This is a genomic window from Ruegeria arenilitoris (assembly GCF_013032445.1).
Lineage (GTDB): Bacteria > Pseudomonadota > Alphaproteobacteria > Rhodobacterales > Rhodobacteraceae > Ruegeria > Ruegeria arenilitoris_F.
The window spans coordinates 206,440-228,278 of record NZ_WQCA01000003.1 but is presented as its reverse complement, the minus strand read 5'-3'; the positions used below and the strand labels follow the sequence as shown (position 1 = coordinate 228,278).

General features: G+C 56.0%; 22 protein-coding genes. 16 read left to right on the top strand and 6 right to left on the bottom strand.

Annotated elements, in window-relative coordinates; all coding sequences use genetic code 11:
• Positions 1-9 precede the first annotated feature (9 nt).
• Positions 10-987: a branched-chain amino acid ABC transporter permease gene (locus tag GOW98_RS05570; protein WP_170330073.1), complete on the bottom strand. Its 978-nt coding sequence runs from the start codon at positions 985-987 to the stop codon at positions 10-12.
• A complete protein-coding gene (locus GOW98_RS05565; protein WP_170330072.1) occupies positions 984-1,850 on the bottom strand; it encodes a branched-chain amino acid ABC transporter permease in 867 nt (288 codons plus the stop codon). The genes GOW98_RS05570 and GOW98_RS05565 overlap by 4 nt, the downstream gene beginning before the upstream one ends.
• Positions 1,851-2,153: 303 nt before the next feature.
• On the opposite strand from GOW98_RS05565, the gene GOW98_RS05560 reads away from it, so the two are divergent.
• From GOW98_RS05560 to GOW98_RS05525, 8 genes are all read left to right on the top strand, one after another.
• A complete protein-coding gene (locus GOW98_RS05560; RefSeq protein ID WP_170330071.1) occupies positions 2,154-2,681 on the top strand; it encodes a phosphoenolpyruvate hydrolase family protein in 528 nt (175 codons plus the stop codon).
• Positions 2,663-4,402, top strand: a complete 1,740-nt coding sequence (locus GOW98_RS05555; RefSeq protein WP_367646805.1) for a phosphoenolpyruvate hydrolase family protein — start codon at positions 2,663-2,665, stop codon at positions 4,400-4,402. The genes GOW98_RS05560 and GOW98_RS05555 overlap by 19 nt, the downstream gene beginning before the upstream one ends.
• Positions 4,285-4,668, top strand: a complete 384-nt coding sequence (locus GOW98_RS26020; RefSeq protein WP_302479248.1) for an NAD(P)H-dependent oxidoreductase — start codon at positions 4,285-4,287, stop codon at positions 4,666-4,668. The genes GOW98_RS05555 and GOW98_RS26020 overlap by 118 nt, the downstream gene beginning before the upstream one ends.
• Before the next feature lie 10 nt (positions 4,669-4,678).
• Positions 4,679-4,846, top strand: coding sequence for a hypothetical protein (locus GOW98_RS05545; protein ID WP_170330068.1), 168 nt, complete (start codon positions 4,679-4,681; stop codon positions 4,844-4,846).
• 75 nt (positions 4,847-4,921) lie between these two features.
• The gene (locus GOW98_RS05540) at positions 4,922-6,205 is read left to right on the top strand and encodes an adenylate/guanylate cyclase domain-containing protein (RefSeq protein ID WP_217359384.1); all 1,284 of its coding nucleotides are present in this window, start codon (positions 4,922-4,924) and stop codon (positions 6,203-6,205) included.
• A 225-nt stretch (positions 6,206-6,430) separates the two neighbouring features.
• Positions 6,431-7,417: a pyridoxal-phosphate dependent enzyme gene (locus tag GOW98_RS05535; protein WP_170330067.1), complete on the top strand. Its 987-nt coding sequence runs from the start codon at positions 6,431-6,433 to the stop codon at positions 7,415-7,417.
• 146 nt (positions 7,418-7,563) lie between these two features.
• The gene (locus GOW98_RS05530; RefSeq protein ID WP_170330066.1) at positions 7,564-8,517 is read left to right on the top strand and encodes an ornithine cyclodeaminase family protein; all 954 of its coding nucleotides are present in this window, start codon (positions 7,564-7,566) and stop codon (positions 8,515-8,517) included.
• Between the two features lie 22 nt (positions 8,518-8,539).
• Positions 8,540-9,667 (top strand): aminotransferase, encoded by a 1,128-nt coding sequence (locus GOW98_RS05525; RefSeq protein ID WP_170330065.1) that lies wholly within the window; start codon positions 8,540-8,542, stop codon positions 9,665-9,667.
• A 145-nt stretch (positions 9,668-9,812) separates the two neighbouring features.
• Here GOW98_RS05525 and GOW98_RS05520 read toward each other — a convergent pair whose 3' ends face one another.
• The gene (locus GOW98_RS05520) at positions 9,813-10,361 is read right to left on the bottom strand and encodes an exonuclease domain-containing protein (RefSeq protein ID WP_170330064.1); all 549 of its coding nucleotides are present in this window, start codon (positions 10,359-10,361) and stop codon (positions 9,813-9,815) included.
• Between the two features lie 434 nt (positions 10,362-10,795).
• On the opposite strand from GOW98_RS05520, the gene GOW98_RS05515 reads away from it, so the two are divergent.
• The 8 genes from GOW98_RS05515 to GOW98_RS05480 all read left to right on the top strand — a co-directional run bounded on the left by GOW98_RS05515 (position 10,796) and on the right by GOW98_RS05480 (position 19,225).
• The gene (locus GOW98_RS05515; protein WP_170330063.1) at positions 10,796-11,320 is read left to right on the top strand and encodes a hypothetical protein; all 525 of its coding nucleotides are present in this window, start codon (positions 10,796-10,798) and stop codon (positions 11,318-11,320) included.
• Between the two features lie 219 nt (positions 11,321-11,539).
• A complete protein-coding gene (locus GOW98_RS05510) occupies positions 11,540-12,568 on the top strand; it encodes a zinc-binding dehydrogenase (protein ID WP_170330062.1) in 1,029 nt (342 codons plus the stop codon).
• A gap of 74 nt (positions 12,569-12,642) precedes the next feature.
• Positions 12,643-13,518 carry a branched-chain amino acid ABC transporter permease gene (locus GOW98_RS05505; protein WP_170330061.1) on the top strand — a complete coding sequence of 292 codons (876 nt, stop codon included), beginning with the start codon at positions 12,643-12,645 and terminating at the stop codon, positions 13,516-13,518.
• A 3-nt stretch (positions 13,519-13,521) separates the two neighbouring features.
• On the top strand, positions 13,522-14,619 hold the full coding sequence (locus GOW98_RS05500) for a branched-chain amino acid ABC transporter permease (RefSeq protein ID WP_170330060.1): 1,098 nt from the start codon (positions 13,522-13,524) through the stop codon (positions 14,617-14,619).
• Entirely contained in the window at positions 14,616-15,380 is a 765-nt protein-coding gene (locus GOW98_RS05495; RefSeq protein WP_170330059.1) for an ABC transporter ATP-binding protein, read from the top strand. Before GOW98_RS05500 ends, GOW98_RS05495 begins: the two co-directional genes overlap by 4 nt.
• The gene (locus tag GOW98_RS05490; RefSeq protein WP_170330058.1) at positions 15,377-16,150 is read left to right on the top strand and encodes an ABC transporter ATP-binding protein; all 774 of its coding nucleotides are present in this window, start codon (positions 15,377-15,379) and stop codon (positions 16,148-16,150) included. Before GOW98_RS05495 ends, GOW98_RS05490 begins: the two co-directional genes overlap by 4 nt.
• Before the next feature lie 4 nt (positions 16,151-16,154).
• Positions 16,155-18,041 carry an AMP-dependent synthetase/ligase gene (locus GOW98_RS05485; RefSeq protein WP_170330057.1) on the top strand — a complete coding sequence of 629 codons (1,887 nt, stop codon included), beginning with the start codon at positions 16,155-16,157 and terminating at the stop codon, positions 18,039-18,041.
• A 23-nt stretch (positions 18,042-18,064) separates the two neighbouring features.
• A complete protein-coding gene (locus GOW98_RS05480) occupies positions 18,065-19,225 on the top strand; it encodes an ABC transporter substrate-binding protein (RefSeq protein ID WP_170330056.1) in 1,161 nt (386 codons plus the stop codon).
• A gap of 57 nt (positions 19,226-19,282) precedes the next feature.
• Here the strand turns inward: GOW98_RS05480 and rpsI are convergent, their stop codons facing one another.
• The 3 genes from rpsI to GOW98_RS05465 form a co-directional block, all read right to left on the bottom strand.
• Positions 19,283-19,768, bottom strand: a complete 486-nt coding sequence (rpsI, locus tag GOW98_RS05475; RefSeq protein ID WP_039535473.1) for a 30S ribosomal protein S9 — start codon at positions 19,766-19,768, stop codon at positions 19,283-19,285.
• A gap of 6 nt (positions 19,769-19,774) precedes the next feature.
• The gene (rplM, locus tag GOW98_RS05470) at positions 19,775-20,233 is read right to left on the bottom strand and encodes a 50S ribosomal protein L13 (RefSeq protein WP_170324880.1); all 459 of its coding nucleotides are present in this window, start codon (positions 20,231-20,233) and stop codon (positions 19,775-19,777) included.
• Positions 20,234-20,396: 163 nt separating this feature from the next.
• On the bottom strand, positions 20,397-21,800 hold the full coding sequence (locus GOW98_RS05465) for a PLP-dependent aminotransferase family protein (protein WP_170330055.1): 1,404 nt from the start codon (positions 21,798-21,800) through the stop codon (positions 20,397-20,399).
• Positions 21,801-21,839 lie beyond the last annotated feature (39 nt).

The window sequence follows — 21,839 nt, the reverse complement described above, 5'->3', positions numbered from 1 at the left end:
GGTTCCTCCCTATGAGTGCTCAGATGCTTGTTTTGGTTTTGCCTGAGGACTACGCAGCCGCGCCGCCCAGTCTTGAGCCAGTTGCTGCAGCCCGCCGGGGGCCACGATGACAATCAACAACAGCACAACGCCAATCAGAGTGTTGAACCGTTCACGGTCGATCAGATCGACGGCAAATGTGTCGAGCAGGACGAAGACGACGGCTCCAACAAACGCTCCACCAGGATGGCGCAGGCCACCGATGACCGAGATGATCAGGATGTCGATGATCGGCCCCAGACCAACCGAGAAAGATGAGATGCGCTCCTGATACCAGACGTTCAGAATACCCCCTGCCCCGGCCAGCAGCCCCGAGAAGGCAAAGGCGGCGACAATCGGCGTCGTGACCGATATACCCAAGGCCAGCACTCGACCGGGCGCATCGCGGACTGCTTGAATGGTCAAGCCCAGCGGCGACCGGACAAAACCACTGACCAGCGCCAAGGCGATTCCGGCTGTTGACAGCGACAGCAGGTAAAGCAGCAGCGGGTTACGCAGGCTGACACCTGCGACTTCTGGTGCACGAACGCCCGAAAAGCCAGTCCATCCGTTGAACAGCGTGTAATTCTGGCGCGTGAAGTAGAAGAACGCAACTCCGATCGCCAAGGTGATCATGATTGCATAGATGCCGCGCGACCGGCGCGCGATCAGCCCGACCAGAGCACCGGACAACGTGGCAAAAATCAGCGCCATGGGAATGGTCACCCAAAACGGAAGCGGCGTTCCAACACCCACCGTATTCGGGCCGAAATAAGCGATCGTGTACCCGGCGATCCCCGCCATTGTGGCCTGTGCGAAAGACACCACGCCCAGATAGGTCGCCAGAAAGCTGAGGCTCAATGCCATCACGCCAAGGATCAGAGACCGCGTCGCAACCTGTGTCAGCCAGAAATCGTTTAGTACCAACGGCAGGGCCAATAGAGGTATCAGGATCAGGGCTTGCTTCATAGCTCGGCCTTCCCCATCAGCCCTTGAGGCCGTACCGCCAGAACCAACACCATGATCGCGAACGTAAACACAACGCCATAGGTCGGCGCGTAGGCCAATCCGTACTGCTCGGCTAAACCAACCAGCAAGGCACCGAGAGCCGCCCCGCCGATCGAACCCATGCCGCCGACAATTACGACCACCAGCGAAGAGAGCAGGAATTGCAGGTCCGTACCCGGCGCGATGGAAAGAGCACTCGCCGCAACGACACCTGCCATTCCGGCCAGCATCCCACCCAACGCAAACACAAGAACAAAGATGCGATTGATCGGATATCCAATCGCGCGCAGCATGTCCTGATCATCCACGCTAGCCCGGATCACCGCACCAAACCGCGTGCGCTGGATCAGGAACCAAAGGGCGACGCCGGTTGCCAGCGCAAAGCCCATCAAAGCCAGACGAATGGTGGCATATCCGACACCCAACACCGGCAGACGGTGCCCTCCGGCCAGCAAGTCGGGCAACTCGACCTGATAGGTCAGACCGCCCCAGTGCCACAACATCAGATCCGCCATAATGATCGAGATGGCGATCGACGCGAGGGTCTGGCGGAGCTCATCCCCCTGCATCCAGCCCAAAACCCCCGCCTGCACGATGGCACCGGCCAGACCCGCCGCCAGTCCGCCGCCCACAACTCCCAAGCCCCATGAGCCTGTGGCCTCGACAATGCTGTACCCAACGTAGCCACCCAGCAGAAGCAAAGCGCCATGCGCCATGTTCACCGTCCGCATCAGCCCAAAGATCAGGCTGAAACCGCTGGCGGCCAGAAAATAGAGTGCTGCAAGCGTCAGCCCATTCAGGGTGACGATCAGAAATAAAGTCATGGTTCCTCCCGTTGATGGCAATAATTGCGCAAATTTCGGAAAATGCGCAGATCGGCCATCAAAATGCTGAAGAAAAAACTTTTAATCTTAACAGTGCTTTATGTGGGTGAATTGTGCTTTGGTAAATTCGCAGTAGGAAAAATTAAGAAATAGTTTCTCTTTTCTGGTGTTTTTTTCCTATACAGGCCTATGAACAAATTAACCCTCACCGGCACGCGATCCTCGAATCAAACTCTGTCCGATCGGATATTCTGTCCGGCTTTGTGTGGATTGACTGCAAGGCAGGCAGATTTGGCCTTCGTGATGCCGAGACTGGACCACAACCGCGTCATCCGAGAAAGCCGCCGACAAGGAGATTGGGCAGCGCTGTTGGCAAGTGACCCTTTCGGCTCTGAGGTGGCGATGTTCAGGCAACTATATGAACATGGCTATCTCGGTATCACCAATTGGCCTTCTTCGATCCTGCTGGATGGGTCGCTAAAGCAGTCTATGTCGACCATCCCGGCCTCGCCCGAGTTTGAGTATAAATTCCTCGCGCGCGCCAATGAGGCAGGATTTAGGACCTTAGCCTTTTTTCTATCACTTGATCAGGCCCGCTTGGCGTTGAAATCCGGCCTCTCGCAATTGGTTTTGCATCCCGGTCTGCTGAATGTCGGAAGCGTAGAAAGCGGTGCAATGGTTTTGGGGTCGCTACAGCGCCTGATTGAGACAATCAAAGCCGAAGCGGAAAACGCGACTATTTTTGCTTACACCTCAGAGTGGCACGAACAGGTCGTGCCGCTTAGTACGCTTGATGTCGATGGGTTGGTCTGGTGCAAGGCAGAAAATTGAACGATAGCGACAAGAGATTTCTGTTCGGTGCGGTCGTCGGATCGGGACTGACGGCAAAAGCGGCTGACAAGGCGGGCGCGGACTACCTCCTGGCCCTCAACGCCGGTCGGTTTAGAGTTCAGGGTGCCTCCTCTCTCACCAGTTTTTTACCCGTACGGGCAGCCAATGACTGGGTCGTCGAATTTGCTGAACGTGAAATGCTGGGGCGATGCAACGCGCCGATCTATGCTGGCTTTTCCGTGAGTGACCCGGCATTGAATATCACCGATCTGGTGATGCGCGCTAAAAACCTTGGCTTTTCGGGTGTGTGCAATTTCCCGTCAACGACACTAATCGACGGACGGCTGGGTGCTCTGATCCAACGCGAAGGTCTGGGATTGGACCGCGAGGTCGCACTGGTTCAAGAGGCGGTTAAGGTCGGGCTTGGCGCTTTCGTTTATGTCCAAACCAACGCGCAAGCCCGCAAAATGGTCGATGCCGGAGCAACTGCGATCTGTGTGAATATTGGTTTCACCAGCGGCGACACAGGGGTCAATACGCATCTGACGCTTGAGACTGCGGCAGCTCAGATAGAACGGGTCCTTGCAGGTGTGCCATCTTCGGTCGACAAGCTCTGCCACGGCGGCCCCATTACATCCCCAGAAGAAGCGCTCGCAATCACGCGTATTTGCGGCGTGCAGGGGTTTGTGGCCGGTTCGACACTTGATCGACTACCCGTGGAGCAAACGCTCAGCGAGGTTACAAAGGGCTTTACGTCAATTCCCAACCTGTCGCGCATCAAAGCCAATTCCGTAGACTCCGACAGCGATCTCGTCGGATCATCTTTCGCGATGCGGATGATCCGCGAGGAGTTGGATGACCTCGCCTACGAGGATATCCCTGTTTTGCTGGTTGGCGAGACCGGAACGGGAAAAAGCAGGGCAGCTCAGAGACTGCACACAGCAGGGCCTTCGGCGAAACGGCAGCTTGTGGTTGTGGATTGCCCTGCCCTCGAAGGTGCTGAAGGCAGCATCCACCTACTTGGTACCGCACCCGGGGCGTTTGGAGGCGTTGGCAGTCAGCGCGGCGCCTTGGAGCAAGCGTCTGGCAGCACAATAGTCTTTGATGAAATTGCCGCGCTGCAACCGGAGCATCAGGGGAAGATCTTGAAATTCACCGATGAAAAGGTGGTTCAACGTATCGGGGATCATACGCTACGCAAGGCTGATGCAAGGATTGTCTCTACTACAACACCGAAGCTGCTGGACGCGGTCGAAGCCAAGGACTTTCGGCAGGACCTGTATTATCGGGTTTCCGGCCATGAAATTCACTTGCCGCCTCTTCGTGAGCGTATTGATGACATCCCAGAACTGGCACTGCATATCGGAAAACAGATAAGTAGAGAGACTCCAAAATTCTCAAACGCGGCGCTGCGGCTCATGCTGGAGCACAATTGGCCTGGCAATATGAGAGAGCTGTTTTTTGCAGTTCAACGCGCGGTTCGAAAATCTGATGGATCAACAATCAATTCAAAAGATATAGATTTCTTGCGTCGACCTCACGCGGAAAAAACAAAGCCACGTCGCAAGGATGCGCCGGGCCGCGTATCAGTTTCCGAGCGCGACTGGATAGCCGACGCGCTGGCTCGCAACGGGTTTCGTCGCGCGCAGACAGCCGAAGAACTGGGGATGACCACCCGAACACTTTACAACAAAATCAAGAAACATGGGTTACAGGGGTAGCTTGTGATATCCCTGCTATCGGCAGCGGCCAAATACGCTTTTACATTCAAACCGAACAAGCCCTGCCGTTGGCACATGACAGGATCGTGCTTCGGTTTCCGTTCTATTGGTACTCCGCACCGCCCGTCATGGTGGCATGGATGGATCAGGTGCTAAGTTTTAGCTTTGCCAATGGGCCCGGCGGTGACCAATTGAAGGGACGTGAGTTTCTGATCCTTGTCTCCACCGGTGGACCGGAACACGGCATGCCACACGGGCGTCTATAAAAACTTTTCGATGGCCGAGTTCTTGAAGCTGTATCAACAGACATCCAATCTGGCGGGTATGACCTATCTTCGCCCGTTTGTGGCGCATGGAGTGGCGCTTGCGACCGAAGAGCAGATCGAAGCGAACGTGCCAAAGATGCTTACACACGTTACCGATCCCAATCTGGTTCCCAGGTAAAAACAGGCGCGCCTACACAAAAAAATGCAAGACGATCCAGACTCGGCTGCCGCCGTCAGCTGAAGTCTTCGACCCTTGGCCAAGCTCAAAAACCCACGTGAAACTGTTTTTTGGTCGACCTTTTCAGCGTGGGTTCTTTCAATTCTCTCAATATGTAAAATGTCGGCAGCTCAAGATTATTGCGAGATATCCGTGTCCGAAATTGATCCATTGAATCACTGGCTGATTTCCGAGGGGCGGTTGCTTGGTGACGAAGTAGAAATTGTCAAAGGCTATTGCGAAGGCCTAGTGCAACTCGGTGTGCCTTTGGCGCGCGCGCGGATTGCACAGACCTACTCCAACCCGCTGCTTAGTGCTTGGGGCGTGATCTGGACTCCGCACAAAGTACATCGCTACACCGTAGGTACGACAATTCTGTCGACTGACGCATGGCATGGGAGCCCGTTCGAATACGTTGTCACTCAACGTCGTCCTTTGCGTAAGAGGCTGGTAAACCTCGACTTTGAGGCAGAGCATCCGGTTTACGCTGAACTTGCGGCAGAAGGTGCGACCGATTTTCTGGCCATTCCGCTGGAACATGGCAACGGATCAGTACAAGGCACCAGTTTCACCACAAATGCAGCCTCGGGGTTTTTGAGCGAACATATTCGATACCTTGAGGACTCGCGCTATGCGCTGGCGGCAGCTTTGGAACCCATCGCAATGCGCGAGTCACAAGAGAGCCTGCTGCAAACCTATCTTGGTCACGGCCCCGCCGAAGAAATCGAACAAGGGCATATCAATCGTGGAGAACACAGAACCGTTTCGGCAGCCATCCTGTTTGCTGATCTCCGAGGCTTTACAGAAAAAGCGGAAACCTGGCCTGAGACTCAATTGCTGGCAATGATGGGTGATTATTTCGAAATGGTGGTGTCCCCCATCCAACAAATGGGGGGCGACGTTCTCAAGTTTATGGGGGACGGCATCCTGGCAGTTTTCGACGTTGAGGACAGTGCCGAAAAATCCTGCAGGTTGGCTGCAGAGGCCGCAGAGAAGTCCATGATCAATCTCCGGGATTACAACGAAGATGGGCTACGCAATGGGCGCGAACCAATAGAATTCGTAATTGGCATGGATTTTGGTAAAGTGACATTCGGCAATATCGGAAGTCCCGACCGATTGGATTTTACAGTTGTAGGTCAAGCCGTAAACGTGGCCAGTCGTGTTCAGGAGCTTTGTAAAGAACTGGCTGAAAATGTCCTGATGACAGCAAGTGTCGCCCAGTACATGGGCGACGAAGTTCAGTCCGTCGGCTTCCACTCTGTTCGAGGGCTCGCAGAGGACATCGAGGTATTCAAAACGTCTGCAAAGCTTGGCTGAAACCAGAATAAGTTGTTTGGTCGACCCAACCAAAGTTGATTGCTTCGGTATTTTCCCCTGGGATGCTTAAGGTTGTAGTGTTGTAGGGCGCGCTAAATTGCATCACTTGAATTGGGACTCTTACAGTACCGAAAGAACAGCCGAAAACGACGGGCACTTGCATCTGGGGACTGACAGAGACGCGGGTGGGATTTCCAAATTTCTTACAAAGGTAGAAAACCTAGAATGACATTTCCTAACAATTACATCTCGCTACAAGATATCAAATTAGCTGCAAAGCGGATCGCGCCTATGGTGCGCAAGACGCCTTTGATCTTCTCGGAACCTTTGTCTGACCGAGCCGGGTTTGAAATTTGGCTGAAGCTGGAAAACCTGCAAACCACCGGAAGCTTCAAGCTGAGGGGGGCTTCGAACCGCATTCTACAGCTGAGCAGCGAAGAAAAAGCGCGCGGGATCATCGCAGTGTCCAGCGGCAATCATGGCCGAGCCGTCGCATTTCTGGCTAAGCGTTTAGGTATAACAGCCCGTGTTGTCGTTTGCTCTCTTTGCCCCGAAAACAAAAGGCAGGCGATGCGAGAACTCGGAGCCGAATTGATCTTGTACGGCGACACACAGGATGCAGCGCAAGAACACGCTGATCGGTTAATCGAAGAACATGGTTACACATCGGTCGATCCCTTTGACGATCTGCATGTTATCGCGGGGCAAGGCACAATTGCGCTTGAGGCGCTGACGGAATTGCCCAACGCAAACATGATTGTCTCGCCTCTGTCTGGAGGTGGATTGTTGTCTGGTATTGCACTGGCAGCAAAGTCGATTTCACCTGATATTAGCGTTGTTGGATCATCCATGGAAATCGAACCGGGCATGGTGCGCAGTCTGGAAGCGGGCAAGCCAGTTCATGTCGAAGAGCATCCCAGCCTCGCAAGCAGCATCACGGGAGCAATCGGTCTACGCAACCGCTACACCTTCCCAATCATCCGCGACTTCATGGACCGCGCCGTTCTGATCTCCGAGGATTCCTTGGCCCCCGAAATGGCGAGATTTGCCGACCGCGAAGGCATGATTGTCGAGGGTGGCTCCATCACATCCGTTATCGCTGCCCTCAGCCCCGAAGTGCGCGAAATGAACCCTAAACGCGCGATCGCGGTTATCAGCGGTCGAAACGTAAGCCTTTCGACCTTCCAAGCTGCGACAGCCGCCCATTGCTGACGCACTGGCAGCCCTTAGCAATAACGCAGAAGGCCGAGTATCCGAGAAAATGTTCCCGAATCCGGATACAGAGGTGTTTTCGAATTTAATCCGTGCGTTTAAGTAAAATCGGGCTATGCCTCGGATCGAATACCAAGGAAATCATCATGACCGGTACACCCCAATCTGCACTTGTTCTGAACGCCGCAGCCGTTCGGGGCCTATTGCCAAAGGTAAACGCACTCGGCGCGATGCGCGCGCTGTTTACTGAACTGGGGCGCGGTCAGGCCGTGCAACCTGCGCAGACCCTCACCGTTTTCCCCGAGGACAAAGGGGATTTCATCACGTATCTGGGGGCCAGTACCGGCGCTGACTTATTCGGGGCGAAACTTTCGCCTTATCTGGTGCGTCCCGGTAAACCCGTGATCACCGCCTGGACAGTGCTGATGTCGATGGAGACCGGCCAGCCGCTGATGCTGTGCGACTCGGGCGAGTTGACCACCGAACGTACTGCCGCCACGACCGCATTAGCCGTTGATCATCTCGCCCGTCCGGACGCGCGTATTCTGGCGATCATCGGGTCAGGTAAAGTAGCTCTGGCCCACCTCAAGCACGTGCTGGCGCTGCGTGACTGGGCTGAGATTCGTGTCTATTCCCCCAATCTTGCGAAAAATAGAGATGTCGCAGAGCAATGGCTGGCTGCGGACAGTCGTGTGCAATTGGCTTACAGTTCCGAAGCTGCGGGCATAGGCGCGGATGTCGTGATGCTGTGTACCTCGTCCGGGACTCCGGTTTTTGATGCAGCGTCCGTGGCGCCGGGTACGCTGGTCACTTCTATCAGTACCAATGTCGCCAACGCGCATGAGGTTGACCCCGATTTCCTCACCAACGCCGAAGTCTATTGTGACTACCGTGCAACCACGCCCGGGTCAGCCGGGGAAATGAAGCTTGCAACCGAGGTCGGTTGGCAGGCAGAAGCCATCCGTGGTGATCTGGCTGAGTTGCAGACTGAGGCCTGTGATACGCCGTCAGGCTCCAGACCCGTTTTCTTCCGCTCGATCGGGTTGGGTCTGGAAGACATTTTTATGGCGCGTGCCATCTATGACGCGGCATCGGCCTGATCTGCGAATTTAGGAGAGACCCATGGATATCAGACCTTTTGGCGTCGAAATGTGGATGAACGAGTTCGAGACGAAATGCGAACTCAACCTGGCGGAAACCTGCGTGGAGTCCATTACTCTGGGCGAGCTGTTCGAGATGGCCGGGCAGCACAACAGCATCCTCAACGACCTCTCGGCCATGAAAATGACCTATGGCGCAATCGAAGGCTCGGATCGTTTGCGCGACGCCATCAGCAGCTTGTACGAAAAGCAGACCCGCGACAACATCCTGACTACGCACGGCACCATCGGAGCTAACTCGCTGGTGCATCAGACGCTTGTCGCGCGCGGTGATCACGTGATTTCGGTAATCCCCACCTATCAGCAACACTATTCCATCCCCGAAAGCATTGGCGCGGATATCGAGCTGCTGCACCTGCGACCAGAAAACGCGTTTTTGCCCGATCTGGATGCGTTGCGCGCGATGGTGCGCCCGGACACTCGCCTGATCGCGATCAACAACCCGAACAACCCAACCGGTGCCTTGATGGATCGCGCAATGCTGGAGCAGATCGTCGAGATCGCCCGCAGTGTCGATGCATGGCTTTTGTGTGATGAGGTTTATCGCGGCACCGATCAAACCGGAGACGGCTTCACGGCAGCGGTTGCGGACCTCTATGAAAAAGGGATCAGCACGGCCGGAATGTCCAAGGCCTATTCTTTGGCGGGTCTTCGCGTCGGCTGGATCGCAGGTCCAAAGGACATGTTGCACGACGTGATGATCCATCGCGACTACAACACGATCTCGGTCGGTCAGGTTGACGAATTGCTGGCCTCATTCGCTCTGGAAAATCGCGATAAGATTCTGGCCCGCGCTCAACGGATAACCCGCGAGAACCTGCGGATCGTTGAGGACTGGATCGAAAATGAACCATTGATCAGCTGGGTGCCACCGAAATCCGGCACTACGGCACTGCTAAAATACGACTTGCCAATGTCCTCTCGCGATCTTTGCATTACTCTTTTGAAAGAGGAAGGCGTCATGCTAACCCCTGGCAGCGCCATGGATATGGAGGGTTGGCTCCGCCTTGGATACACTAACCCAACGGCGGATTTGAAAGCTGGACTGGCGAAGTTCTCGGGCTTTTTGGCGCGCCACAGTTCGTCGTAAAGAGCAATCAATGACAGAGATAGATGAGAGGCCGCTTCCTAGTTTTTTCGACTTTCCAGCCGCTGTTGATGCAATTCGCGATACCGATTAGCGCCAAAGCTAACTCTATTCATTGGTTCCGCATGCAAAAGGAAACCAACTTCTCCTATTCAACATAGTTTTTTATGCCCTCATACCCGCTCAACCAGGCTTTCGCCAACCGGGCTGCGTCTTGTCCGGCACGATGCGGAGGAGATCCCGGTGTTTCCAAGCTTTGATAGACGCGCGCAATCGCTGCCTCCTCAATCAGGCTCATCCGTACGTAACTGTCAAAGTCAAGAAGCTGAACTTTTGGAAATGGAAGATCTGTCTCTAACAGACGAATGAGCCAACGCCGTTCGAATTCCGGATTGTCCGTAATTGCGATCCCGTTGTTTTCTGTCTTGAACCATTGTGCGACCCTTTGCGGATCGTCGCCTTCAGCTTCTAGATAAGCTCGGCTCAGACCATGTACTTGCGCACTGATTTCTGACCAACCGGCATCGTCCCAGTCCGGGTGAGGTTTGATTAGACGAGAACCAGTTACCACCTCACCACCAACTACACGCGCTATGCCAATCTCAATTGGCCAACTGATCGCGCTGAGCGAACTGGCTTCGAAATCAAGAAAAAATGCGGGTTGGCTCTGTACCAAATGTTTCGTTCGCTCAGTCAAAATGGGTGATCCAAAATTCTCGAGTTGTCTTCGAAAAGCGTATACCACAACCCGACTGTCTTCTCACTGTTGGAGCGCCAATTGTAGAACATTTTTGGATGTTTAAACCGACACACAATCAATTTGTCGGGCATGTTGGTGCCACAAACTCTAAGTCCTGTGAAAGCGTTCAATGTTACAAGATTTATGTGCAGTCGTGGGAAAAGGTGTTTCCGATCTTCGACAAGTGAACAATACCTTTCTGCTCCCCCAGCACAACCAAAGCGGTCGTGCACTCAAGCTTAACGAGTGACGGCGTGTTGTTGCCATGGTTGGCCAGCCGATCGGCATAGCATGGCTCAATCCCCGGATTTGAAAAGAATTTCCGGGATTTCCCCTTTGAATTTGGGTAAATTTAAACCATCTCGGCGACACATTTTCTAAAGGAGAGACACATGTCGCGCACTATCCTATTGGCTGTAGCCGTCGCCGCAATTGGCGCCGGCGTATATTATTACCTTTCTCAACCCGAACCCACGCCGGCCGAGCAATTGCAATCGGCGGCACAAGATGCCGGCGATGCGGTTAGCGAAGCAGCACAGAATGCAGGCGATGCTGTAAGCGAGGCGGCAAATTCTGCGGCCGAACAGGCAACCGAAGGGGTTTCGTCCATCGCCGAACAGGCGACTGATGCAGCCGAGCAAGCTGGTCAAACGGCCACGGACCTTGCAAATCAGGCAGGTGAAGAAGTTGCCGCATTGGCAAACCAGGGCCAGGACCTGCTGAATTCCTGGATTGAAAGCGGCGCGCTGACCCTTGAGAATTTTGACTATGACACAATGGTCGCCTCTGTTCAGGAAAGCGATCTGGCACAGGATTTGAAAACACAGGCCGTTCAGATCCTCGACGATATCAAGGCTTCACCAGAAACGATCGCGGTAAAGTTTCAGGAACTCCGCGACCTTCTGTCGGGACAGTGAAGCAAGCGGGTCGCCCGGGTCGGGCGGCCCACACAACCGACGTGGCTTGGTTCCATCCACGTCAGTGCATCAGCTGATTGACGCATGACGGTTCATTTGCTTGGCTGTCATCAAGTTGTAAACAAACCCAAATTTTTGTGTGACACGGTGCAGCCGATAGTTGCCGCCAGTTACCGGGTTTCATCTGCGATGCGATCAGTTCAGAAACAAGGAACAACCATGACCACCCTGCCCTCAACCATGTTTGCAACCGTTCTTTTGCACGACGGTTACTCTGGCGAAGCCACCGGTCCATATATCGAGAACGCCGGGGATTGGCTGACCGAAGCTGAGTTGCCGGTACCCGAGCCCGGCCCCGGACAGGTTCTGATCAAGTTGCGCGCAGCATCAGTGAACCCGTCTGATATCCATTTCATAAAGGGCGAATATGGGCAGCCCCGCATCAAAGGGGCGGCCGCCGGGTTTGAGGGCTGTGGCGACGTCGTCGCAACCGGTCAGGGTGCCGAGGCTCTAATGGGCCAGCGCGTCGCTTTCATCACTGCCAGTTCCGGCGCCTGGGCCGAATACGTTCTGGCCCCGGCCATGATGTGCATCCCTCTGCGCCCCGAGATTTCTGACGAAGACGGCGCGGCGCAGATCGTGAACCCTCTGACCGCGATGGCGATGGTCGATATCGCCCAAAGTGCCGGGGATGCTTTTGTGGTCTCGGCGGCTACCAGCCAGTTGGGTAAGTTGATGTGTGGCCTCGGGCGTGATCTTGGGCTGAAGCCCATCGCCTTGGTCCGGCGTGCCGAAACTGTCGATACCTTGAAAGATCACGGAGCGGCAGAGGTTCTGGTGACCACCGATCCGGACGTTGCTCAGAAATTTGCCAAAGTCAGTCAGGTGCTGAAACCCCGAGTGTTTCTGGACGCTGTGGCTGATCAATTGTCCGAGCAGGTGTTCTGTGCCATGCCCAATCGGGCGCGCTGGATTTGCTATGGAAAGCTCAGTGCCGACCTGCCGCAACTGACGCAGATGGGCCAGTTGATCTTTATGGGCAAGCGGATCGAAGGGTTTTGGCTGACCAATTGGGTGACCTCGACCCCGCCACAAGATCAGGCGCGTGTCGTGGCTGAGGTTCAGGCCCGTTTTGCCGATGGCCGCTGGAAAACCGATATTTCCGAACGGCTTGCGCTGAGGGATTTGGTGCCAAATCTGGCCGAAGCCCTGAAAAAGAGTGACGGGAAGGTGATTATCACGCCATAGTAGAACAAAGCCCCGGGTGACGGAGGACCTCCGGGGCGTTCAAAACGCCGGGTCTACCGGCTGGGAGGGTGAAATTGGACAACGCGCAGCTGCTGATCAGCGGGCTGGCAAATGGCTGTGTCTATGGCCTGATCGCTCTTGGTTTCGTGTTGATCTACAAAGCGACCGAGGCGGTGAACTTTGCCCAAGGCGATTTCATGATGCTGGGCGCTTTTGTCACCATCGGGCTGACCAATACCGAATATATGGGGCTACCCTTCTGGCTCGCTCTGCCGATCTCTCTGGGGATCATGGGGGCGCTTGGATATCTTTTGGACCGGCTGATCATCCGCCGCCTGTTCGGGGAAAGCCAGACTGCCGTGGTCATCCTGACCATCGCTTTGGGCTTTGTGATCCGCTTTGTTGCTGGGCTGATCTGGGGACATGAACCGCAAACCCTACAGAATCCTCTGGCCGGAAAGGAATTCCGGTTTGGGGGCATTGTTCTGGGGATGGAGGATGTGGCCGTCATCGTTGTCACCGTTTTGCTGACCTGGGGGATGTATGTGTTCTTCAACCGGACGAAACTTGGGCTGGCGATGCAGGGTGCATCGCAGAACCAGTTGGCAGCCTATTACATGGGCATTCCCGTCAAGCGTGTTCAGGGCTTCATCTGGGCCTTGGCCGGAGTGGTGGCCGGTATCGCAGGCGTGTTGTTCGCAGCTAAAGGCGCGGTCGATCCAACCACCGGATTGTTGGGTATCAAAGCCTTCGCCGCTGCGGTGATCGGCGGGCTTGGCAGTTTGCCGGGAGCGCTGGCCGGAGGGCTGATCGTTGGCGTCATCGAACCCTTCGCCAGCCGCTATATCGCTGCGGGTTACAGCCAGATCGCGCCTTACGCGCTGTTGCTGGCGGTGCTGATCTTCCGTCCCAACGGCCTGTTCAGTCAGGTGCGGGTCAAGAAGGTCTAGCCCATGAGGACCGTTTTCAAAACCGACTATCTGCAGGACATCCGCCCCTGGAAGGATCGCTATCAGCTCAGCCTCTACCTGATCCTTCTGGTCGTCGTGGCCGTCGCACCAAGGTGGCTGGACGATTTCTATCTGGGAGAGCTGACCAATGTCCTGATCTGGGCCATCGCAGGTTTGGGTCTGATGGTTCTGACCGGCCATACCGGGCAGGTCAGTCTGGGTCATGCGGCCTTTCTAGCTTTTGGCTGTTATGCCAACGTCATCCTGATCGAGGCGGGTGTGCCGTTTCTGGTCGCCTTCCCTCTGGCCGGTGTTCTGACGGGCATTGCCGGGGTGACCGTCGCCATCCCTGCCCTGCGACTGCACGGTATCTATCTGGCGATCTTCACCATGGCGCTGTCGATCCTGATGGATGACGTGATCGTTCTGTCCGAACCGCTTACTGGTGGCGTGGCGGGCAAATATCTGGGCGGGGTCGAGATTTTTGGCCATCTGGTCGACCGCTGGGCCACCCCCGATCTGTTCTTCTGGCTGGTTCTGAGTGTCGCTGTTCTGGTCACCCTCGGCTATATCAACCTGCTGCGCGCGCCCTTGGGACGCGCGTTTATTGCTGTGCGCGACTCCGAGATTTCGGCACAGGCGATGGGGATCGATATTGCCCGCACCAAGATGGTTTCCTTCGCGTTGTCCTGCGCCGTTACCGGCTGGGCCGGAGCGCTGATGGGCATGTATGCGGGCGCTTTCAATAACGAAACCTTCAGTGTTCTGATTTCGATCCAGTTGCTGATGATGATCGTAATCGGTGGGCTGGGCTCGATCCACGGCGCATTTCTGGGCGCCATCGTGATCGGGTTTCTGCCGCAGTTCCTGTCTATCTCAAAGGAATACGTGGGCGCCTTGGTCGGTGGCAATACGGTCGCCATACCGGGGCTGGAATTCGGCATCTTCGGGATGATCCTGATCGCCTTCATCCTGTTCGAACCGATGGGCCTTTATGGTCGCTGGCTGAAAATCCGCACATGGTTCGAACTTTTCCCGTTTTACCGAAAGGACATGTTCAAACGGCAGAAATCCTACCTCAAAACGGAACGCCTGCGATGAGCCTGTTGGAGTTCGAGAACGTCACCCTGAAATTCGGCGGCCTGATCGCGGTCAACGACCTGTCCTTTTCGGTCGAACAGGGCGAGGTCTTTGCTATCGTCGGCCCGAACGGTGCGGGCAAGTCCACCGTCTTCAACCTGATATCGCGGTTTTATGACCCATTTGCCGGTACAATCCGTTTCGACGGTCATGACTTGCTTAAGGTCAAGCCTTCTGGCGTGGCGGCCCATGGCGTGGCCCGTACGTTCCAGAATATCGAATTGTTCGAACACGCCACCGTTCTGCAGAACCTCTTGGTCGGACAGCATCGTCATCGCAGCACCAACCTTCTGTCCGAGGTTCTGTTCCTGCCCTCGGCCCGGCGACAAGAGGTTGAAAGCCGCGAAAAGGTCGAAGAGGTCATCGATTTTCTCGACCTCCAGGCCTATCGAGACAAGATGATCTCGGGCCTGCCCTACGGTGTGCGCAAGGTGGTCGAAGTTGCCCGCGCATTGGCCACTGATCCCAAACTGCTGTTGCTGGACGAACCGGCCTCGGGCCTGTCGGTCGAAGAAACCACGGACATGCGCTGGTGGATTGATGATATCCGGCGGCAGATGGGCATCACGGTGCTGATGGTTGAACATGACATGGGTCTGGTGTCGGGCGTTTCTGACAGGGTTTTAGCCATGGCAGACGGTGCGAAACTGGCGCTTGGCACGCCCGCAGAGGTGCAATCCCACCCGGCCGTGGTCGAAGCCTATCTGGGGAAAGCCTCATGAGCGATCCTGTCCTGACCATTCGCAATGTCGAGAGCTTCTATGGCCCCATCATGGCCATTCGCGGCGTGTCTCTGGACGTGCATCGAGGTCAGATCGTCTCGATCCTCGGGGCTAATGGCGCGGGGAAAACGACCCTTATGAAAACGGTCTCGGGCGTTATGGACCCGGAAAAGGGGAAGATCACATTTGACGGCGTCGAAATACAAGGGTCAGAGCCGCACAAGGTCGTCGAGATGGGCATCGTCCACGTCCCCGAAGGGCGTGAGGTCTTTCCACTGATGACGGTCGATGAAAACCTCAACCTCGGGGCATATACCCTAGCCGACAAATCCCGGATCGATCACAACCGTGAACTGGTATTTACCTACTTTCCCATCCTAAAAGAACGGCGCACCCAAGAGGCCGGAACCCTTTCGGGCGGTCAGCAGCAGATGCTGGCCATAGGGCGTGGTCTGATGGCGAACCCGAAGATTATGCTGCTGGACGAGCCGTCTCTGGGCCTGTCCCCGCTGCTGGTGCAGGAAATCTTCGGCATCCTGAAACGCCTGAACGACGAACAGAACATGACCATGATGCTGGTCGAACAGAACGCCAAGGCCGCCCTTGAACTGGCCCAGCACGGCTATGTGATGGAGGTCGGCCGCATCGTCATGGATGGCGCGGCGCATGTGTTGATGGAATCTGAGGACATCCAAAATTTCTATCTGGGCGTGCAAGAGGAAGGCGCGCGGGAAACCCGCCGCTGGAAACGCAGAAAGACGTGGAGGTGAGCGGTTGAACATCAGCACCCTGCCCCCGCAGACCAAAATCAATGGTGTCTTGTTCAACGCCACCGCTGGTCAGCGCCCGGTGCATGTGGACGAATGCACCACCGTTGCCCAGCTGTTTCAGAAACGCTGTGCCGCGCTGGGGGACCGCACCGCGCATCGTGAAAAGGACCTTGGGATTTGGAAGTCCTATTCGTGGGCCGACTATTGGCAGCACGCCAAGTGGATCGGGCTGGCCCTGTGGAAACTGGGACTGAAACGCGGCGAGGTCGTCTCGATCCTGTCCGAAGACCGTAAGGAATGGGCTTGGTTCGACATGGGTATTCAAGCCGTCGGCGGCATTGCGTCGGGTGTCTACACGACGGACTCGGCCCACCAGTTGAGCTACCTAATCAATGACAGCGACAGCCGCTTCCTGATCGTCGAAAATGAAGAGCAACTGGATAAATACCTTGAGATCGAAACCGAGGTGCCGGGCCTGCTGAACGTCATCATTCTTGAGGATGAGGGCCTGCACGACCTAAACCATCCCCGCTGCATGATGATCGACGAATTGTACGCGTTGGGACAACTGGCCGAGGCTGATGATCCTGCGCGGTTCGAGGCCGAACTGGCGCTGGCATCACCTCAGGATACGGCGCTGCTGATCTACACATCTGGCACCACCGGCAAGCCCAAGGGGGCGATGCTGAGCCACGAAAATATCCTGGCCGCCATCGAAAGCGGTGCCCGCGCCCTGCCCGCCTTTGAAACCGACGAACAGCTGTGTTTCCTGCCGCTCTGCCATATCCTGGAGCGCGCAGTCTCGATCTATTTCCCGCTGGCCGCCAAGTGCGTCGTCAATTTCGCCGAAAGCCCCGAGACTGTTTTCGCCAATCTGCAAGAGGTTTCTCCCACCACCTTCGTCGCCGTGCCGCGCGTGTGGGAGAAGATTTATTCCCATGTCCAGATCATGGCGCAGGACGCCACACCGGCGGGTCGGGCCGCCTACCGGATGGCGCTGAAAGCCGGGCTCGAACGGGCCGAGTATATATGCGCAGGCAAGCCCGTTCCCGCAGTTGTTATGGCGCGGTTCTGGCTGTGGGACCGCCTGGTTCTGCGCAACCTGCGGCGGATGCTGGGTCTGGACAAAATGCGCCGGGGCGGAACCGGGGCGGCGCCGATTTCGCCCGATTTGCTGAAATGGTACTGGGCCATCGGCGTGCCACTGATCGAGGGCTTCGGGATGACCGAAACCTCGGGGCTGGCGACCATAAACTGCGTTGAGACCAACAAGATCGGCACCGTTGGCCCGGCTATCGCCAGCAATGACATCCGCATCTCGGACGAAGGTGAAATCCAACTGAAGGGTTTGAACATCTTTCAGGGCTATTGGCGGAACAACGCCAAAACGGCTGAGACTTTCACCGCTGATGGCTGGCTGCGGACGGGCGATCTGGGGCATATCGACGATGAGGGGTACGTCACTATCACCGGACGGCTGAAAGACATTATCATCACCGCCGGCGGCAAGAACATCACCCCGGCCGAGATTGAAAGCCGGCTGAAGTTTAGCCCCTATATCTCGGACGCGGTGATCATCGGAGATGCGCGGAAATACCTGACCGCCCTGATCATGATCGATCAGGAAAACGTCGAGAAATACGCGCAGGATCAGAAAATCCCGTTTTCGAACTTCGCCTCGCTCTGTGCGGCACCTGAGATCAAGGATCATATTGGGGTTGAAGTCGCTGCGGCCAACAAAGAGTTCGCGCGCGTTGAGCAGATCAAGGATTTCCGCCTGATCGACGTTTTGCTGACTGCCAATGACGATGAACTGACCGCGACCATGAAGCTGAAACGCAGCTTTGTGGAACAGAAACACGCGCATCTTATTGAAGACATGTATAAATAAGGAATTCACTGGGAGGAGAAGTAATGACCAACGGGATTAAAGGTTTGGCCGCCGCGGCCGTTTTGACGGTGTCTGCGACCTTAGCCTTGGCGCAGACGCAGGGTGTTACGGATGATGAAATTGTCATCGGCTCGGTCAATGATCTGAGCGGTATTTTCGCCGCCGTTGGGGTTCCTGCGACAAAGGGCGCAAACGTGGTATTTGACCGGGTCAACGCTGCGGGCGGCGTGCATGGCCGTACCATCCGCTATGTGGTCGAAGACAACGGCTATCAGATGCCGCGCGCGATGCAGGGCTATAACAAGCTGCTGAATCGCGACAAAGTGTTTGCCATGCTGCAATCGCTGGGCACTCCGATGAACCTCGCCGGGTTCAAGCTGCTAGATCCCAAGGGCATTCCGAACATCGCCCCGCTGACGGCCTCAAGCCAGATGCTGCAAGAGCCGATGAAGAACAAGTTCATCTCGTTTTCCACCTATTTCGACCAAAGTCGCATTGGCGTGAAATATCTGGCTGGTCAGTTCGGTTCGCAAAATGTCTGCACCATGTATCTGCCGACGGATTTCGGCGAAGAGATTCTGGAAGGCAGCAAGGCCGGTGCCGAAGAAGCCGGTATCACGTTCGTCGCCGAGACAACGCACAAACCGGATGAGACCGATTTTGTTGGCTCGCTGAGCAAGCTCAACGAGGAAGGTTGCGATATCGTCACGATTGCGCTGGGTGTGCGTCAGGCGATTACAGTTGTCGGCACGGCCAAAAAGATGGGCCTGACCGATATGAAGTTTCTGGGCACCGCTGCAAGCTTCCTGACTGTTGTCGCACAGGTTCCGGGAGGAGTGACGGACGGTTTCTACGCCGCCGCCTCATGGAAGGATTTGTGGGCCCGCGCCGACGATCCCGCCCCCGCCGCGTTTATCGAGGAATACAAGGCTGCAACCGGCGAAGACCCCGTCGGGTTTTCAATGCTGGGCTATTCTGCCGCTGAAATGATGGTCAAGGCGTTGGAGGCCGCCGGGCCTGACCTGACCCACGAAAGCTTTATCGCGGCCATGGAAAGCCTGGATTACGAAGACGAACTGGTTGGAAGCCGCCTTACCTATGGTCCAGACGACCATCAGGGCGCTGACATTGTCTTCATCAACGTGGTGGAAAACGGGGCCTGGAAGCTGGTCTTCGAAGAATAACCAAACAGAAAAAGGGCCCGCCTAGGCGAGCCCTTTGAAATTCGTATTCCGTAGCGATTAACGCTTCGAGAACTGGAACGAACGACGCGCTTTGCGCTTACCGTATTTCTTACGTTCCACAACGCGGCTGTCGCGTGTCAGGAAGCCAGCGGCTTTCAGAGCGCCGCGCAGCGACGGATCGTACAGCTGCAGTGCTTTCGAGATGCCGTGCTTGACCGCACCGGCCTGACCGGTCAGGCCGCCGCCTTTGACGGTTGCGACAACGTCGAACTCACCTTCAACGCCGGCAACCTGGAACGGCTGGCGCAGGATCAGCTGCAGAACGGGACGAGCGAAGTACTTGTCCTGGTCTTTGCCGTTTACGGTGACCTTGCCGGAACCCGGCTTGATCCAAACGCGGGCAACAGCGTCTTTACGCTTGCCGGTGGCGTACGAACGACCCAGCTCGTCACGTACGGGTTCACGCACGATGACTTCTTCGGCCACGGTTTCAACGCCTGCGACGGCGCTCAGCTCTTCGAGAGTATTGATCTGATCAGCCATCGGTCATTAGCTCCGGGTGTTTTTCTTGTTCATGGACTTAACGTCCAGAACTTCGGGGGCCTGGGCTTCGTGCGGGTGCTCGGCACCGGCGTAAACGCGCAGGTTGGTCATTTGCTGACGCGACAGGCGGTTGCCCGGCAGCATGCGCTTGACGGCTTGGGTCACGACGCGCTCGGGGTGTGCACCCTCGAGGATCTGCTGCTTGGTGCGGGACTTGATGCCGCCCGGGTGGCCAGTGTGCCAGTAGAAGTTCTCTTCGCGCTTCTTGCCGGTCATCTGGATTTTGTCAGCGTTGATCACGATGACGTTGTCGCCCATGTCCATGTTCGGGGTGAACGACGCTTTGTGCTTGCCACGCAGACGCATGGCGACGATCGAAGCAAGACGGCCCAGAACAACGCCCTCGGCGTCGATCAGGATCCATTTCTTGTCGATGTCTGCAGGTGTTGCAGAAAAGGTTTTCATGGCAGGATAGTCCTGTTTGATGTGAAAGACCGCCCCAAGACAGAGCGGCCCGAATTCGATGGAGCGTATTTAGAGGCCCGCGCTGCGCAGGTCAACAACAGTAAACGCTTTTAAATTGTTCAATTTCAATTGCTTAAAAAATAGGTATTATTTTACCCCATATTTAGACGCTGATTTGTTCCGGTGGATTGTCCAGCAACCTGCGCAACCGCTGCATTGCGTCTTCAAACCGTTCCAGCGACACGTGGCCATTCATCGCAATGCGCACGGCGTTTGGAGCCCGCCCGTCACGCAAAGCAAACTCATCTGCGGCCCGCAGTTGTATCCCTTCTCGTTCGGCCGCGCGCGTGAACGAACCAGCGCGCCAACCGGACGGAAGGTTGAGCCACACAAAGGGCACGTCCGGCGCCCAGTTGAGGTCGAACCCACCCAACGCATTCACTGCTACGCGTACATAATCACCCATCCGTACGCGCACATCCTTGGCGATCTTTAGAGTACGGGGGTCAGAAAGCAGCAACCGGGTGAGTTCTGCCAACGGCTGCGCTAATCCGAAGTAACCGTATTCCGCCGACCGTCGTAGATCGACGCTCCTCTCTCGGGGAGCAATGGCGAACCCAACGCGTAGTGACGGTGTCAGGATTTTCGAGATCGAGGACACATGCCACCCCCGCTCAGGGGCCAGCGCCCGATAGCTGGGCTCGCGCGCGTCGCCCATGCGATAGCAGTCGTCCTCGATGATCTGCAGGTCAAAACGCCGGGCGACCTCAACAACCTCTTTCCGGCGTTCTAAAGGCGTGTGCGAACCGGTCGGGTTCTGCACTTCGGGCGAGACACAGACGGCCTGCGCCGTGGTTTGGCGCAACACTTGCTCCATAGCTTTGGGGTCGACCCCCCATTTGTCCATCTTCACGCCAATGACGTCGGCGCGCATCAGTTCTCCAGCGCGGCGGAACCCGGCGTAAGACAGGTCTTCGACCAGAACCACAGGCTTGGGTCCGCGTAGGATGGTCTGAAACACCAAGCACAACCCATTCTGGCCGCCGTGTGTCAGTACAATGTCGTCATGGGTCAGCGCGCCCAGCGGCAAGTCCGATAACCACTCGACTACCGCCTGACGCATGGGTTGATAAGCGTCGCGGGTTGGGTAGTTCAAAAACAGGCCTGGATCGGCTTGGGACACCTTCTGCAGGCATTCGCGGATCAGAGAGACCTGTCCCATATCCGCTAAGCGCGGACTGAACAGGCTGACATTAGCGTTGTATTTATCATCACGCAAATGCAGTTGTCTGGCCCACACGTCATCCAGAATTGGGGATTTTGGTGGGGCTACGAATGTACCACGTCCGACCTCGGCTTGTAACAATCCCTCATCGGTCAGAATCGTATAAGCCCGCGCAACTGTTCCCGGTGTAATTTGTAACCGATACGCCAGTTCCCGCACTGGAGGTAGTTTCGTACCCACATCCAGCAGATTGTTATCAATGGCTTTTCGGATTGTATCAGCGACCAGAGTATACTTCGGCCCCTTAGATTTCGGTAGCGCCTCTGGCCAAATTGTATCCATTACAATTCTTCCTTTGATTTTGACACAATCCTGAATGTA

Excerpts from the sequence above, each read along its gene's own strand:
- GOW98_RS05570 (WP_170330073.1), bottom strand. The coding sequence starts at position 987 with ATGAAGCAAGCCCTGATCCTGATACCTCTATTGGCCCTGCCGTTGGTA.
- GOW98_RS05565 (WP_170330072.1), bottom strand. The coding sequence starts at position 1,850 with ATGACTTTATTTCTGATCGTCACCCTGAATGGGCTGACGCTTGCAGCA.
- GOW98_RS05560 (WP_170330071.1), top strand. The coding sequence starts at position 2,154 with ATGCCGAGACTGGACCACAACCGCGTCATCCGAGAAAGCCGCCGACAA.
- GOW98_RS05545 (WP_170330068.1), top strand. The coding sequence starts at position 4,679 with ATGGCCGAGTTCTTGAAGCTGTATCAACAGACATCCAATCTGGCGGGT.
- GOW98_RS05535 (WP_170330067.1), top strand. The coding sequence starts at position 6,431 with ATGACATTTCCTAACAATTACATCTCGCTACAAGATATCAAATTAGCT.
- GOW98_RS05530 (WP_170330066.1), top strand. The coding sequence starts at position 7,564 with ATGACCGGTACACCCCAATCTGCACTTGTTCTGAACGCCGCAGCCGTT.
- GOW98_RS05525 (WP_170330065.1), top strand. The coding sequence starts at position 8,540 with ATGGATATCAGACCTTTTGGCGTCGAAATGTGGATGAACGAGTTCGAG.
- GOW98_RS05515 (WP_170330063.1), top strand. The coding sequence starts at position 10,796 with ATGTCGCGCACTATCCTATTGGCTGTAGCCGTCGCCGCAATTGGCGCC.
- GOW98_RS05510 (WP_170330062.1), top strand. The coding sequence starts at position 11,540 with ATGACCACCCTGCCCTCAACCATGTTTGCAACCGTTCTTTTGCACGAC.
- GOW98_RS05500 (WP_170330060.1), top strand. The coding sequence starts at position 13,522 with ATGAGGACCGTTTTCAAAACCGACTATCTGCAGGACATCCGCCCCTGG.
- GOW98_RS05495 (WP_170330059.1), top strand. The coding sequence starts at position 14,616 with ATGAGCCTGTTGGAGTTCGAGAACGTCACCCTGAAATTCGGCGGCCTG.
- GOW98_RS05490 (WP_170330058.1), top strand. The coding sequence starts at position 15,377 with ATGAGCGATCCTGTCCTGACCATTCGCAATGTCGAGAGCTTCTATGGC.
- GOW98_RS05480 (WP_170330056.1), top strand. The coding sequence starts at position 18,065 with ATGACCAACGGGATTAAAGGTTTGGCCGCCGCGGCCGTTTTGACGGTG.
- rpsI (WP_039535473.1), bottom strand. The coding sequence starts at position 19,768 with ATGGCTGATCAGATCAATACTCTCGAAGAGCTGAGCGCCGTCGCAGGC.
- rplM (WP_170324880.1), bottom strand. The coding sequence starts at position 20,233 with ATGAAAACCTTTTCTGCAACACCTGCAGACATCGACAAGAAATGGATC.
- GOW98_RS05465 (WP_170330055.1), bottom strand. The coding sequence starts at position 21,800 with ATGGATACAATTTGGCCAGAGGCGCTACCGAAATCTAAGGGGCCGAAG.